Source organism: Bradyrhizobium sp. CCBAU 051011 (genome assembly GCF_009930815.1).
Taxonomy (GTDB): domain Bacteria; phylum Pseudomonadota; class Alphaproteobacteria; order Rhizobiales; family Xanthobacteraceae; genus Bradyrhizobium.
Window position 1 is genome coordinate 523,560 of the sequence record NZ_CP022222.1, and the last position, 13,821, is coordinate 537,380.

At 64.0% G+C, this 13,821-nt stretch carries 14 protein-coding genes; 5 read left to right on the top strand and 9 right to left on the bottom strand.

The features are described from left to right. Positions 1-30 precede the first annotated feature (30 nt). The 3 genes from ACH79_RS02520 to ACH79_RS02530 all read right to left on the bottom strand — a co-directional run bounded on the left by ACH79_RS02520 (position 31) and on the right by ACH79_RS02530 (position 2,468). A complete protein-coding gene (locus ACH79_RS02520) occupies positions 31-570 on the bottom strand; it encodes a DUF4112 domain-containing protein (protein ID WP_161849611.1) in 540 nt (179 codons plus the stop codon). A 111-nt stretch (positions 571-681) separates the two neighbouring features. After that, complete coding sequence (locus ACH79_RS02525; protein WP_161849612.1) at positions 682-1,104, bottom strand: DUF5413 family protein; 423 nt, start codon at positions 1,102-1,104, stop codon at positions 682-684. 233 nt (positions 1,105-1,337) lie between these two features. Continuing rightward, entirely contained in the window at positions 1,338-2,468 is a 1,131-nt protein-coding gene (locus tag ACH79_RS02530; protein ID WP_161849613.1) for a DUF2336 domain-containing protein, read from the bottom strand. Between the two features lie 759 nt (positions 2,469-3,227). Here ACH79_RS02530 and ACH79_RS02535 point away from each other — a divergent pair. After that, entirely contained in the window at positions 3,228-3,494 is a 267-nt protein-coding gene (locus ACH79_RS02535; protein ID WP_161849614.1) for a hypothetical protein, read from the top strand. Between the two features lie 154 nt (positions 3,495-3,648). On the opposite strand, the gene ACH79_RS02540 is transcribed toward ACH79_RS02535, so the two are convergent. Both ACH79_RS02540 and ACH79_RS02545 read right to left on the bottom strand, forming a co-directional pair. Beyond that, complete coding sequence (locus ACH79_RS02540) at positions 3,649-5,268, bottom strand: hypothetical protein (RefSeq protein ID WP_161849615.1); 1,620 nt, start codon at positions 5,266-5,268, stop codon at positions 3,649-3,651. 37 nt (positions 5,269-5,305) lie between these two features. Further along, positions 5,306-6,598, bottom strand: coding sequence for an adenylosuccinate synthase (locus ACH79_RS02545; protein WP_161849616.1), 1,293 nt, complete (start codon positions 6,596-6,598; stop codon positions 5,306-5,308). 337 nt (positions 6,599-6,935) lie between these two features. On the opposite strand from ACH79_RS02545, the gene ybaK reads away from it, so the two are divergent. Then, positions 6,936-7,409: a Cys-tRNA(Pro) deacylase gene (gene ybaK / locus ACH79_RS02550; RefSeq protein WP_161849617.1), complete on the top strand. Its 474-nt coding sequence runs from the start codon at positions 6,936-6,938 to the stop codon at positions 7,407-7,409. Between the two features lie 17 nt (positions 7,410-7,426). Here the strand turns inward: ybaK and ACH79_RS02555 are convergent, their stop codons facing one another. Next, entirely contained in the window at positions 7,427-7,618 is a 192-nt protein-coding gene (locus tag ACH79_RS02555; protein WP_161849618.1) for a hypothetical protein, read from the bottom strand. A 358-nt stretch (positions 7,619-7,976) separates the two neighbouring features. Between ACH79_RS02555 and ACH79_RS02560 the strand changes: the two genes are divergently transcribed. The 3 genes from ACH79_RS02560 to ACH79_RS02570 all read left to right on the top strand — a co-directional run bounded on the left by ACH79_RS02560 (position 7,977) and on the right by ACH79_RS02570 (position 11,088). Then, positions 7,977-8,903, top strand: coding sequence for a DMT family transporter (locus ACH79_RS02560; protein ID WP_161849619.1), 927 nt, complete (start codon positions 7,977-7,979; stop codon positions 8,901-8,903). Between the two features lie 116 nt (positions 8,904-9,019). Next, positions 9,020-9,835 (top strand): MlaD family protein, encoded by an 816-nt coding sequence (locus ACH79_RS02565; RefSeq protein ID WP_161849620.1) that lies wholly within the window; start codon positions 9,020-9,022, stop codon positions 9,833-9,835. Positions 9,836-9,933: 98 nt separating this feature from the next. After that, positions 9,934-11,088 carry an alpha-hydroxy acid oxidase gene (locus tag ACH79_RS02570; protein ID WP_161856174.1) on the top strand — a complete coding sequence of 385 codons (1,155 nt, stop codon included), beginning with the start codon at positions 9,934-9,936 and terminating at the stop codon, positions 11,086-11,088. Between the two features lie 4 nt (positions 11,089-11,092). Here ACH79_RS02570 and ACH79_RS02575 read toward each other — a convergent pair whose 3' ends face one another. From ACH79_RS02575 to ACH79_RS02585, 3 genes are all read right to left on the bottom strand, one after another. Next, complete coding sequence (locus ACH79_RS02575) at positions 11,093-11,917, bottom strand: hypothetical protein (RefSeq protein ID WP_161849621.1); 825 nt, start codon at positions 11,915-11,917, stop codon at positions 11,093-11,095. A gap of 397 nt (positions 11,918-12,314) precedes the next feature. Further along, the gene (locus ACH79_RS02580; protein ID WP_161849622.1) at positions 12,315-12,896 is read right to left on the bottom strand and encodes an amino acid synthesis family protein; all 582 of its coding nucleotides are present in this window, start codon (positions 12,894-12,896) and stop codon (positions 12,315-12,317) included. Further along, a complete protein-coding gene (locus ACH79_RS02585) occupies positions 12,893-13,759 on the bottom strand; it encodes a fumarylacetoacetate hydrolase family protein (RefSeq protein WP_161849623.1) in 867 nt (288 codons plus the stop codon). Before ACH79_RS02585 ends, ACH79_RS02580 begins: the two co-directional genes overlap by 4 nt. Positions 13,760-13,821: the final 62 nt, after the last annotated feature.

Consider the following 13,821-nt stretch of genomic DNA (forward strand, 5'->3'; position numbering starts at 1 on the left):
GCCCTTGGAAATCAATTCCGGGGGCGTTTTTTATTGGCGCGGCTGCTTGTCGAGCCAGCGCCTGAGCATCCGCACATTGCGGACGTTGGCGCGGAACATGACGTCGAAGGCGTCGCCCGCCACCGGCACCAAGCCGACCGCGCCGTCGACCGCGACATTGGCGAGCATCCGCGCTGTAATGTGCCAGGGCGCCCCGAGCGCCCGCGCCTCGCGGACGATCCACAGCGAAATCGCCGTCGTGATGATATCGCCGACCACCGGGATCAGGCCAATCAGCCCGTCGATGCCGTAGCGGAAATTGGTGCCGGGCACGATGAAGGCGACGTCCAGAAGCTTTGCGATGGCGTCGAGCCGCGCGATCCGCTGCTCGCGCGTCAGTTCGCCGAACGGATTGGCGGCGGAATGACCGAAATCGAACCGCAATCCCTCGAACTGCGTGTGCAGGTTCGCTTCGGGAAGTTCGCGTCCCTCCTGGTCGATGACCGGGCCACGCCCGGCCGCACGCGTCCGGGAGGATGGCCCGGAGCGTGATCGCGGCGGCGTATAGATATCGTCGTTCGACATGGTCATCAGATGGTAACGCGTATGCGAGGTACAAGTTGCGTCAAATTATCGCTTGTCACATCGCTGATGCGCGTTCCGCCGACAACGACTGATCTCTTCGTCCCTTCGCTCGGCTCCCTACGTCGAATGCACCGGCTGCGGCGCGTCCGCGTATTTGTGCGCTAGCCAGGACGACAGCACCGCTGGCACCATGCCGACGAGCCCATAGAGCAAAAACTGCACCACGCCGGTGTCCGGCCCGCGCGAGCCATAGAGCAGCGACGATGCGGCAAAGCCGATGATGGCGACGAACAGCAGCCGCGCCACGAAAGAAATGCGCCTGACGTGATAGAGAATGTCGTCGATGGCGCCGACCATCAGCGCCGGCACGAGGCCGAACAGATAGCTGTACTGCAGCGTCTTGACGAAGGCGCCGAGAAACTTGCCGAGCTCCGACCAACTGGTGTCGGTCCAGTAACCCGATGCTACCGTGGTCGCGACCAGCATCAAGAACCCGCCGACGAGCGGGCCGATAGCCCCGAAGATCAGATAGCGTTTCATGGCGACCTCTGCGTCGAGTCGATGTGTCGAAGAAGCAAGGCTCTCCATCGGACCAACCGTGCACGTTCGAAAAACCGGACATGATCCGATGTCTCACCCGCGCTTGGCCGCGGGCAATTTCAAATCCGGTCAGGGGAGAGTCAAGGGCCGTCAGCCGGATGGAGCCAACCGTCGCGCGCCCGATAACAGGCTCCGCAAAATCCGGGACCCGTGCTCGCAGGATGAACGGATCGCTAAGCCGGTTGCTTCACTTTGCCCTTGGCGGCCGGGGCTTCCGCGGCAGTCTCGCCGCTCTTCCCAAGGATCCGGTCGGAGCCGAACCGGATCGTCCATTGCGCCACCGAGAGCAGCAGTGTCTCGTACACCGCGACGCATTGTTCGAGTTCCCGGTCCGTGGATGGCGGACAGTTGGGGCGGTTGCGGACGATCATCGTCGTGGTCGACCAGGTCAGCCGGGCGGCCTTGCACGCGACGATCAATCCGTACACCCGGTCGGGCTCGAGGAAGGGTTCGATGGCCTCGACCTTGACGTCCGCCTTCAGCGCCAGCGCAGCGACCACGTGGGTGTATTCGCCCCTCACCGCAAACCGGTTCACGATGGAATCGTTGAGCTTGCCGGTGCGATTGAGTGCAACGACCTCGTTCTGCGCCTGTGTATAGTCGATCGCCTTGCGGGCCGGACTGGCCTGTCCGGCGGTCGCTGCGGCAGAACCTTTCCGTGCGACAGGCCGCGACGCCGTCAGGAACCGGGCGCGGACCACGTCGGCCACCCGGCCAAGCAGCTCCCGCAGCAGGTTGCCGGGAATGTCCAGGCGAACGCCGAGTTTCTCCGCGAGGTTTTCATCCTTCTCCGCCCGCCCGACCAGCGTCGCATAACCGCATTCGGAAAAGCGGGCGCCCGCGTTCCGCGCCAGCGCGTTGGAGACGTTAACGTCGCCAAATCGCATCAAGGCGTCCGTCAGCGCCTCATTGAGAGTCTTCCGGTCAGAGATCGCCAGCAAATGCTGCTGGCTGCGGGTCTGGATGATCTCGAGGAGATCCTTTTCCGACAGACAGATGGAATGTCTCAGAACGGGCGCGGCGACCAGAGCGTTGTCATGAAAGGCCAGGTTGCGGATCGTCTGGCGTGGCGCCTGCTCGATGGTGCAGAGGGCCTCGCTGAGCTGTTGCAAGGTCGCGGCTTCCACCCGCCCGACCAGTTGAGCGAGGACACCATCGACGGCCCCGATCTGTGATTCACTCAGCCGATCGACACTGGACAGGAAGAGGTCGGTCACCTCCTCCAGCATTTGGGCGTCGTGCTCGGGTCCACCCTTTTCGGCGCCATTCAATTCCGCGCGCAGGTCAGACGATGCGGCAGGCATGGTTATCCCGGCTCCATCCGGATCGCCTCAGCGCACCGCAATGCTTGCTGCAGTGGCCATTCCACCGCACGGATGGCCGGCAGCTTTATGGACATATCGGCAGCGGAACGAACGAGCATGTGAGTGCCACCCGAGGCTGATTTCGGCAGCCCTTTAACCCCAACGAAAGCAATGCGGCGCGCGCGAGCAATAGCCGCTGATCGTAACTCAGTCTTCCCTAACGGGTGGTTGTTCCGAACGGCGGATTCTCCGCATTTGTACGGACTTTTGCGAAGCGGAAGGGGCTGGCCGGTCCGGCTGCTGGCAGCCGGACCGGCCAGCGCCCGCGAAGGCAAGGGGACGCGGAGATCAGGGATGGCGCGCGGCCGATCGCGCCGGTGCCCGCCTGAAGCGCCGTTCGATGAAGATGAGAACGACGAAGCAGAGAGACCCCGCGCCCGTTCCGTCTTCGGAACTCGTCGACCCGGCGAAGGCGTGGCGTCAAACGCCTCCTCGACTCACCTCCGCGCTTCGCTCGACGTGGCGCGCTCGCAACAGTCTAGAGAAGTGTTGACGCAAGCATTGCAGCTTCGCCGCATTGGCGCATAATTCGTGGTGGAGCGGCGCAGCACTTTTCGATTCGGACATTGGCAGAAATCGAGCAACCACACACGGGGCTATTCCCGTGTGAAGGATGACGTGTGCGGCAGTGCAAACCGCGTGCAGCGCCCCCAATCAACAGCGGCCAGCACCGCGCGCAACCCTTGGGGATCGGCTCAAATGACTTTCCATCATACAAGCAGAATCGCACTTCTCTTTGCCATCGCCTGCGCGGCGACGGCGCTATCCGCAGGCCCAGGCCTCGCCTTCTCGGAGGCGCAGCAGATGTGCACCGGCGACGCCATGCGGCTATGCGGCCATGAAGTCCCCAACGTCCAGCGAATCACCGCCTGCATGGTCAGGAACCGCGCCCATGTCAGCCCGGGCTGCCGCGCCGTGATGGACCGCGAAGGCGCCGCGCGGAGGCGCGCCGCCGCCGCCGAGTGAGGCGGTCGCCTCGCTCGATCCCGAATGCAAACGGCCTCAGCAGAGCATGCTGAGGCCATTTTTTATTGAACTATTACGTCAAGTCGCGCGGCGATCGATTTCCAGGAGCAACGAGATCAGCTCGGGCTTGATAGCGCCCTCACTGCCCCCAAGTCTACTCCCCCCACGTCGCGAACGCGTCATTGAACGCGCGTTCGCCGGGGGCGCCCTTTTCGATCGCGATGATGGCGCGGCGCTGGTTGACATAGACTAGTGGCACGTCGAACCAGGAACGCTCCTTCAGGAGCTGCAGATTGCGGGCGCGGTCGGAATCGACGTTGGAGAGGCCGACCAAGAAGAACCCGTCCGTGACCTTCACCGCGAGACCGGCGAGCGGCGTGCCGCGGGCCTGCTCGTTGGACTTCATCAGAATACCCGGCACGTTGCCGACGCCGCCGCCCGTAAAATCCTGCGGCAGGATGAAGGTCAGCTCCGCAGTGTGGCTCGCCGGCAGCGAGGAATCGGTGTTGCGGCGGAACGACATCGTCATCTTGAACTTGCGGTCCGGGATTTCGATGTCGGCGCGCACGGCGATATCAGGCTTCTGGTTGCCCGGCGCCTTGATCGGTTCGGTGCGCCAGATCACCGAGCCGACATACTGCTTGCCCTTGGGATCGGAGGGGTCCTCGTCATAGAGCACGACGCGCTGAGCCACCGGCGCCACGTTCTCGCTCGACGACGGCTGGCCGACGCGATCGGGAATCTTCGGGCGCGACTGGGGCGCGGCCGGATCCTTCGGCGCTTCCACCACGGACGTGGATTTGAACAGGCCGCTGACGGTCGAGACGACCTGCTTGCCCCATAGGATGCCGGCGCCCACCAGAATGAGCACGATGCCGACGGCGATTGCGCTCTTGAACGGAAACGCGGCGCCGGTGCGGGCGCGCTTGTTCGGCGGCTCGCGATCCTGCGAGAGCCGCGGGCGCTCGCGCGACGGCGGCATCGGCGGCGGCGGCGCGTAGCGGTCGGCCTCCGGCTGCGATTCGTCGTACGAATAGGGCGCGTCGGGATCGGCGCCGCGGTTTTCCATGCTCGGCTCGAGCCGGTCGAATTCCGGCGAGGGCGACGGCACGTTGGCATAGGTTTTCCGCGCGTTGCGGTTGGCTTGCGCCGCGGCGCGGCCGAGATCGTCGGCGTCCGCCGCGATGTCTCGGAAGCCGCGCATGCCCGGTGGCTGCGGCGGCATCGGCGGCGAGCCGTTATTGTCAGGACCACGGCGCGGACCGCCGCCGCGCTCGCGGGGCGGCGGTGGCGGCAGGCCGGCATCCTGCATCGGAATCTGCGGCGGACGCGGCGCACCGGGCGGCGGCGCATCGGCGCGCAGATTGCGCGGCGGGCGTTGCTCGTCCTGACCAAGCGGCGGACGGGCCTCGCGCGCGGGACCTGGCGGCCGCGGACGCGGCGTACCCGGCGGCGCGGACGAAGGCGCCCCTGCTTCCGGCGGGCGGGCATTGGCGCGGCGGAAGGCATCGCCGCCGCGCGCAGCGCCGCCACCGCCGGGCCGCGAGGCCTCGCGGGCGCGCTGGGCGGCTTCCGATTCGACCTTGCGCACGGCCTCTTCCAGCGACAGCCGCTCGCGGGTGATTTCCGATTCGGAAAGCGGCGGCTGAACGCTGCGCAACTGCGCGATCAGCGCGGTGCGAGCCCGCTCATAGAGCGCACGGCGGCTCTCGCCTGGAGCATTCGGGTCCAGGCCTGCAATAGCGCGTGCGATCAGCGGGTAATAATCAGCCATTTCTCTTCAATACTGCAGGCCCGGAAGTAACATCCCGTTAAGCCTCGAACGGGTTCTGTACCAGGATAGTATCCTCGCGTTCGGGGCTGGTGGAAAGCAATGCAATGGGACAACCCACGAGTTCCTCGACCCGACGGACATATTTGATGGCCTGGGCCGGCAGATCCGCCCAGGACCGGGCATTGGCGGTCGGCTCTTTCCAGCCCTCGATGGTCTCGTAGACCGGGACCACCCGGGCCTGGGCGCCCTCGCCCGCCGGCAGATGGTCGATCTCCTTGCCGTCCAGCATGTAGCCGGTGCAGACCTCGATGGTGTCGAAGCCGTCGAGGATATCGAGTTTGGTCAGCGCCAGACCGGTAATGCCGCAGGTGCGGACAGTCTGTCGCACCAGCGCGGCATCGAACCAGCCGCAGCGGCGCTTGCGCCCGGTGTTGACGCCGAATTCCTTGCCGCGGCGGCCGATCTCCTCGCCGATCTCGTTATTCAGCTCGGTGGGGAATGGTCCCTGGCCGACCCGGGTCGTATAGGCCTTGCAGATGCCGAGCACATAGCCGACCGCGCCCGGGCCCATGCCGGTCCCGGTCGCCGCCTGCGCCGCCACCGTGTTGGACGAGGTGACGTAGGGATAGGTGCCGTGGTCGACGTCGAGCAGCGCGCCTTGCGCGCCTTCGAACAGGATGCGCTTGCCCTCGCGGCGCTTGATGTCGAGCAGCCGCCAGACGGTTTCTGCGTAAGGCAGCAGCTTCGGCGCCAGCGCGGTGAGCTCTTTGAGGATATCGTTGCCGTTGAATTCTTCGAGGTTGAGGCCGCGGCGCAGCGCGTTGTGATGCGCCAGCAGCCGGTCGACCTTGTGCGGCAGCGCGTCGAGATCGGCGAGGTCCATCAGGCGGATGGCGCGGCGGCCGACCTTGTCTTCATAGGCCGGGCCGATGCCGCGGCGCGTGGTGCCTATCGCAGTGCCTGCGTTGGAGGATTCCCGGAGCGCATCGAGCTCACGGTGCAGCGGCAGAATCAGCGTGACGTTTTCGGCGACGCGCAAATTTTCCGGGCTGATGGCGACGCCCTGGCCCTTCAGTTTCGCGACTTCGTCGAGGAAGGCCTGCGGATCGAACACCACGCCATTGCCGATGACCGCGAGCTTGCTTGGCCGCAGTACGCCGGACGGCAGCAGCGCCAGCTTGTAGGTCTCGCCATTGATGACGAGCGTATGGCCGGCATTGTGGCCGCCCTGGAAGCGCACGACGATATCGGCCTGCTCCGACAACCAGTCGACGATCTTGCCCTTCCCTTCGTCGCCCCACTGGGCGCCGACGACGACAACATTGGCCATTTCTAAAGTGTTCCCTGCAAATCTGGTGGTCCCAACATGATCTCTCCGGAAAACCGGTATCCACTTTTCCGGATCATGCGCCCTTTAGTTTTGACGCGTTTTCTTCACGCGAACCGGTATCCACTTCGCTCGAAAACGCTATAGCTTGCCCAGCCAAAATCACGGCCGGGGCCGTTCGCATGCGGGGCACCCACCGGATAAAGGAAGCGGGTGCTCTAGGCAAGCAAGAAGGCGGTTTTAGGGGGTCCTTAGAACGGCTCCAACCCATTGATATCCCCCGAAAATTTGGGGCCGCTTGGCGACGAACGCATTAACATCCGGCAATGACGGAAGGGCCATGTCGAAAACCACCCGCGCAACGCAGGCTTTGGAAAAGCTCGGCGTCAAATTCACCCTCCATGCCTACGACTACGACCCGGATGCGGCGAGCGTCGGACTGCAGGCCGCCGAAGCGCTCGGGGTGCCGCCCTCGCGCGTGCTCAAGACGCTGATGGCCGAGGCCGACGGCAAGCCGGTCTGCGCCGTGGTGCCGTCGGATTGCGAGGTCAGCATGAAGAAGCTCGCGAGCGCCTTTGGCGCCAAGGCCGCGAAGATGATGCGGCCGGCGGATGCCGAACGGCTGACCGGCTACCATGTCGGCGGCATCTCGCCGTTCGGGCAGAAGAAGCGCGTGCCGGTCGCGATCGAAGAGGCCGCGCTCGGTCATCCAAGCGTGTTTCTCAATGGCGGCCAGCGCGGCCTGCAGATCGAGCTCGATCCGAACGACGCCGTGCGGGCGGCGGGCGCGATCGCACGGGCGCTCGTGGCGTGAGCGGCCTCGACGCCGGCCTATCGGGTGAGCTTCGGCTGCGCCTGCGCCCATAGCATCGCCTCGATGATGGCCGCGCGCAGTTTCGGGCGCTGCTCCTCATCGCATTCGATGAAGGCAAGTATGGAGTTGGCGCGAACGGCAAACTGGTGGCGCGTTTCGGCTTCGGCTTCTTCGGCCGGCATCGGCTTGTTCAAGGAATGGCCCATCATCTAGAAATTCGACCTCACGGAGAGAGGAAGCTGCCGACGTCGCAGTCGCCTTCAAAAGCCGTGGTCCCAACGATCGAACGGACGCTCAATACGAAATAACGCCAAATAACTCACTGCATGCGGCCCGAAAAACAAACACAGGTTGGGTCACATGAATCAATCGTCCTTTGATTGCATATTTGCCTGGCGGCTGGCAACCCCAAACAATGGGCAAGGCGCCCTGCATGGTCGCGATGCATCCTGCACCATTGATGAGCGCCACAAATCCGTGTCTGTGACGAGGGCCGGGCCACATTTCCGGCCCGGCGATGCCAGCCGGGCGCGGGCCGCGGCATCATGACCGGGGCACTATTCTCGAATGTCGGCTACCGAACATAGGTCGTCAGCGCCTTCAGCAAACTGGCTCGCCAACCAGCCTTACCTCTTGCTGAGCATCACCGCGCTGTGCTGGGCCGGCAACGCCATCGTCGGGCGGATGGCCGCCGGCCACATCGCGCCGGTGACGCTTTCATTCCTGCGCTGGTCGTTCGCGTTCCTGATCATCCTCCCTTTTGCCTGGAAACATCTGGCGCGCGACTGGAACGCGATCCGCGGCCGGCTCGGTATCATGATCGTACTCTCGATCACCGGCATCGGGGCGTTCAACACGCTGCAATATTGGGCGCTCGAACATACCCAGGCGCTGAACACGCTGCTGTTGCAATCGGCCGGGCCGCTGGTGGTGGCGGTGTGGTCGCTCGCGCTGCTCGGGGTGCGGCTGACGTTGGCGCAGGCCGCAGGCGTTCTGTTGTCGATGGCGGGCGTGGTCATCATCCTGATGCATGGCGACCTCACCAAACTTTCCAATATCGAATTCAACCGCGGCGACCTGATCTTCCTCGTGGCGCTCGCGATTTTCGGACTCTATTCGGTGCTGTCGCTGAAGCGCCCTGATATCCACGGCCTGTCGTTTGTCGCCTTCACCTTCGGCGCCGGCGCGGCCTGCCTGATCCCGCTGTTGATCTGGGAATTGTTTGCGCGGCCGTTGATGCAGATCCATGCGGCGAACCTGTTGACGCTCGCCTACGTCGCGCTGTTTCCCTCCACCCTCGCCTATCTCTGCTTCAATCGCGGCGTACAACTGATCGGCGCCAACCGCGCCGCACCCTTCTTTCACGTGGTGCCGGTGTTCGGAACCATCATGTCGATCATCTTTCTCGGCGAGCATCCTCAGGCGTTCCACTTCATCGGCTTTGCGCTGGTGCTGACCGGCGTGTTTGTGGCATCGCGGAAGCAGGCGGACTAGCGACGACGGACTATCGCTCCCCTCTCCCCGCTCTTCGCGGGGAGAGGTTAAGGAGACCCGCAATGACTTACGGTGGTAAATCCGCTATCTGTTGAGCCGTTTGCAAAGGCATTTTGATGCGCGTTCGCGCCACCAATCTGATGATCGGCACCCTGACCCTGGCCCTGATCGCCGGGTCGCTCAGCGCGTGGCTCGGTTATCAGAAGCTCGCCGGGGCCAAGCAGAAGGTGCCGTTCCGCGTGGTCTTCGAAGGCTCGGCTTCCGGCCTGCGCAACGGCGGCAGCGTGAATTTCGCCGGCATCCGGGTCGGCGAAGTAGTGTCGCTGCAGCTCGACCATCCGCGCCGCGTGGTCGCGCTCGCCATGATCGACGGCAACACGCCGGTAAAGAGCGACACCCAGGTCGGCCTCGAATTCCAGGGCCTGACCGGGATCGCCGCGATTTCGTTCACCGGCGGATCGGACGAGGCGGCGCCGCCGCCCAAGGGCGCGGATGGCATTCCGGAGCTGACCGCCGACCGCGACGGCACGCTCAACACCCAGGAAAAGATCCGCGTCGCGCTGCGCAACGTCGACAAGGTGATCGCCGACAATGAGGTGGCGATCAAGGATACGTTGCGGAGTTTCGAAACGTTCACTGCCTCGCTGTCAGGCGACGGCGCGAAGATCACGTCCATCATCGGCACCGCCGAGTCCAGCATCAACGCCGTCGACGGCGCGCTGACCAAGACCAAGGACTTCCTCGGCGGCCTCGCCAGCGACAAGTATGGCGGCGAGTTGCTGCCAACCGTGATCTCGATGCGCGAATTGATCGAAAGTTTCGACAAGAAATCCGGGCAGGTCCTGTCCGATGCGCGAAAGATGCTCGGCGAGGTCAGTGCCGCCATCAACAAATCGGACCCGAGACCTGCCGCTCCGCCCCGCCGCCGCTAGGCCGCCAACAAGAACCAGAAGATGGAACGCCCGTCGTGCTCGACAAATCCACCAGCTTGACTGCACCGCCCGCGACCGTGACCCGCGCCGACAGCACGGTGCCGCGGCATTTGCAAAAATATCTCGCGCTCGACGATTTCGAGGCGACCGCGCGGCGGCGGATTCCGAAATTCCTTTACGGCTATATTTCCGGCGGCGCCGAGACCGATGCCGCGATGCGCGACAACCGCAAAGCCTTCGACGAATACGGCTTTGTGCCGCGCGTGCTCAACGACGTCTCGGGGCGCGACCAGACCACGACGCTGTTCGGCAAAACCTATGCCTCGCCGTTCGGCATTCCGCCGATGGGCTCTTCGGCGCTATCAGCCTATCGCGGCGATATCGCGCTGACGCAGGCGGCGAAAGCCGAAAACGTGCCGATGATTTTAAGCGCCTCGTCGCTGATCACGCTGGAAGATGTTCGCGCTGCCAACCAGGCGGCGTGGTACCAGGCCTATCTCGCCGGCCTGCCCGAGCGCATCGAGCCGCTGGTCGATCGCGTGGCGGCGGCCGGTTACGACACCTTCGTCGTCACCGCCGACGTGCCGGTGCCGCCGAACCGCGAGAACAACATCCGCAACGGCTTTCAGGTGCCGCTCGCAATCACGCCGCGCGTGTTCTGGGATACCGTCACCCATCCGCACTGGCTGTTCGGCACCTGGGCGCGCACGCTGATCAACCACGGCATGCCGCATTTCGAGAACATGGACGCGCAGCGCGGCCCGCCGGTGCTGGCAAAGAACCTGATGCGCAACATCGGCGCCCGCGATCAGCTCGCCTGGAAGCACGTCGAGCTGATCCGCAGGAAGTGGAAGGGCAAGCTCGTGGTCAAGGGGCTGGTGTCACCGGCGGACGCTAGAATCGCGCGCGAAAGCGGCGTCGACGGCCTGATGCTCTCCAACCATGGCGGCCGCCAGCTCGACTACACGATATCAGGTCTGCGCACGCTGCCGGAAATCGCCGCCGAAGCGAAAGGCATGACCATCATGGTCGACGGCGGCATCCGCCGCGGCACTGACGTAATCAAGGCGCTTGCGCTCGGCGCACATTTCGTCTGGATCGGCCGCCCGTTCCTCTACGCAGCGATCGCCGGCGGCGAGCCCGGCGTACAGCGCGCAATCGCGCTACTGAAAGCCGAGATCGACCGTGACCTCGCGCTGCTTGGCATCCGCAAGCTCAGCGAGATCACACCGGATCTGGTGCGGAAGTTTTAGGGCTCTAATTGCGCCAACCGAAAGATTGCAGGAACGACGGTGCCTGCAACGACGGGGCCGGCAATGGCGATGTCTGGGCATTTTGCACAAGCTGGCCCTGTTGCTGGGCTCGGGCATCTTGTGCGGGCGGCTCCTGTACCCGTGCATTTCGCTCCCGCCGGAGCTTTTTTCGGGAATTGTGCACGGCCCGTATCTCTGCTCGCGCATTATGGACCGCCCGGGCGTTTCGGCGCTTTTGCACCGGCCGGGAAGATGCCCGGGGATTATCCGCAACCTGTGCCAGGGAATTTTGCACAGCCTGTGTCGGGGCATCCTGCACGGGATGCACGGGCGCGACCTGCGCCTGCGCATCTTTCTCGTCCGCCCAAGCCTGGAATTGCTTAAACAGGGCTTCAGTTACCGGCTCACTACTTTCTGTCTGACTTTGACCGGTTTCTGTCTGACTCTGACCGGCGGGTTCAGAGGCGACAGCAACTTCGTCGCGGATTGGCGCGTCCTGTACGGTCGGCAGCAAAGCTTGAGCGTCGGCTGTCGATTGAACTGTTGGCGTCGACTGATCGGTGTCAGGTTTGACCGCCGACTTGTCGATCAGTGAAGCCGTGACGTTTGCAAAAGAAGCCGTGACATCTGCAAAGAGCGTCGACAGATTTCCTACCGATAAAATTGCAATGCCGATAGCTGTCGCCGTTGCAACCAAAATACTCGCCTTGAGGACTAGCGACGAGACAGCAGCTGTGTCCCAGGCTTTCCCGATACCCTGCGCCTCAAGTTCATCGGCGAGAAAGACAGGCAAAGGCTGACCTGGACTAAAACCGTCTTTCGTCGGCATTAGGTGATGCCTCCTCTTGATGTCGTTGTCAGCGAGTACCCTCTATCGAAGTCCAAAACGCGGAGGAATCTTGACTTCACTCGGGCCGGGGAACCTACACCGTCGGTGGAACCCACAATTTACTGTCGGTGCTCGGCTTTCGGGAACTCGCGTTGCTCGCCGCAATAGGCTCCCGCAGGCGGTGCGAGGCATTTCACAAAGCCGAAGTTCCCGATCGACATGCTGGTCGTTCAGAGCGCGCTAAGCGTCGGCATGTCCCTGGTCGGCGGCGAGCTTGAAGAGACGAGCCGCCTCGCGGTCGTCTTTTTGTAGAATGTCAGCCGCGTCTTTGGCAGCGCGTCCTCGCGCTGTCCGCTTTGTCGAGTGAAGGCATCGGTTTGGTGCGAAAGCGCGACGCTCACCTCTGCCCGTCGTGGACTGAAATCTGGTCCACCGATAGGCCACCGAGGCGCGCGTGCGTCCGGCCGCCGGTCGCCATCACGAGGCCAAATACGATCTCGTCGCGCCGCGGCGCGTCCCAGATCGTCATCTCGGCGGTGCCGAAATGGCTGCGCACATAGGCCGCCTCGATATGACCGAGAGGTATCATCAGCCGTGTGCCGATCGCGCCGACGGTCTTGGCCGCGGGCACGATCGCTTTCGCCTGCGAAATCACTTCGCGGATCGCGGCGCCTCCGGCCTCGTGCCAGACCGCGCCATGCTCGAGTTCGCCGTCGCCGCCGACGATCGCGCCCTTGCCATAGGCTTCGATGGCGGCCTTGCCGCCCAGGCGCTCGCACAAGGTCCGGGCCAGTTGCCGGCCGAGATCGCGCAGGCCCGTCTGAAACGGCATCAGGTCCGGCTCATAGCGGCCGGCATAGGGATTGTTGATGACGGCAAGCGCGGTACCGATCAATAGCGGCTGCGTCCGGCGCGGGCCACGCTCGTGCCAGACTTCCTCGATCGAGACCTGCGTCTTCCTGATGTCGTACACCGTCACTGCGCGGCCTCGTCGACCACGGGGTTACGCAGCACGCCGATCTTTTCCACCTCGACCTCGACGACGTCGCCGGGCACCAGGAACATCGGCGGCTTGCGCGTAAAGCCGACGCCGGCCGGCGTGCCGGTGGCGATGACGTCGCCCGGCATGAGGTCGAATATCTCGGACGCGTAATTGATCAGCCGCGGAATCGAGAAGATCAGGAACGACGTGTCCGACTTCTGAACGGTCGTGCCATTGACGCGGGTTTCGAGCTTCAGCTTGGTCGGATCGGGCAATTCGTCCGTCGTGACCATCCAGGGCCCGAACGGCCCGGTGCCGACAAAGTTCTTGCCGGCCGCGATCTGCTGCGCGTGCCGCTGATAGTCGCGCACGCTGACATCGTTGTAGATCGAGTAGCCGGCGACATGGCCCATCGCATCGGCCTCGGAGATATGGCGGCCGGGCTTACCGATGATCACGGCCAGTTCGCCCTCCCAATCCAGATGCGTCGATACTTTGGGGCGGATGACCGGCGCGTCGTGGCCGACCTGCGAGCGCCACACCCGCAGGAAGATCGGCGGAAACGCGGTGATCTCCCGCTGCATGCCGAAGGCGACCGCCTCCTGGTGATGGTCGAGATAGTTGCGCACGGCACAGACGATCTTTTCCGGGCGCGGGATCACCGGAAGGTATGTGACGTCGGACAGTTTCAGGTCCGGCTTGAAGCCGGCCACGATATGATCGCGCTTTTCGAAATCGCCGCTTGCGATGAAGTCCTGCAGCGTGGCGTGGGGCAGCTTGGCCCCGAGGTCGACCACGCCGTCGCCGACGATCGCGCCCCAGGTCTCCCGGCCATGGTTCAGAAATGAGAGCAGCCGCATGCGACGGGTATCCTTCTCAGTTTGTCGGTTTGGATGGCTAGAATTTCGCTGAGACGTACTAT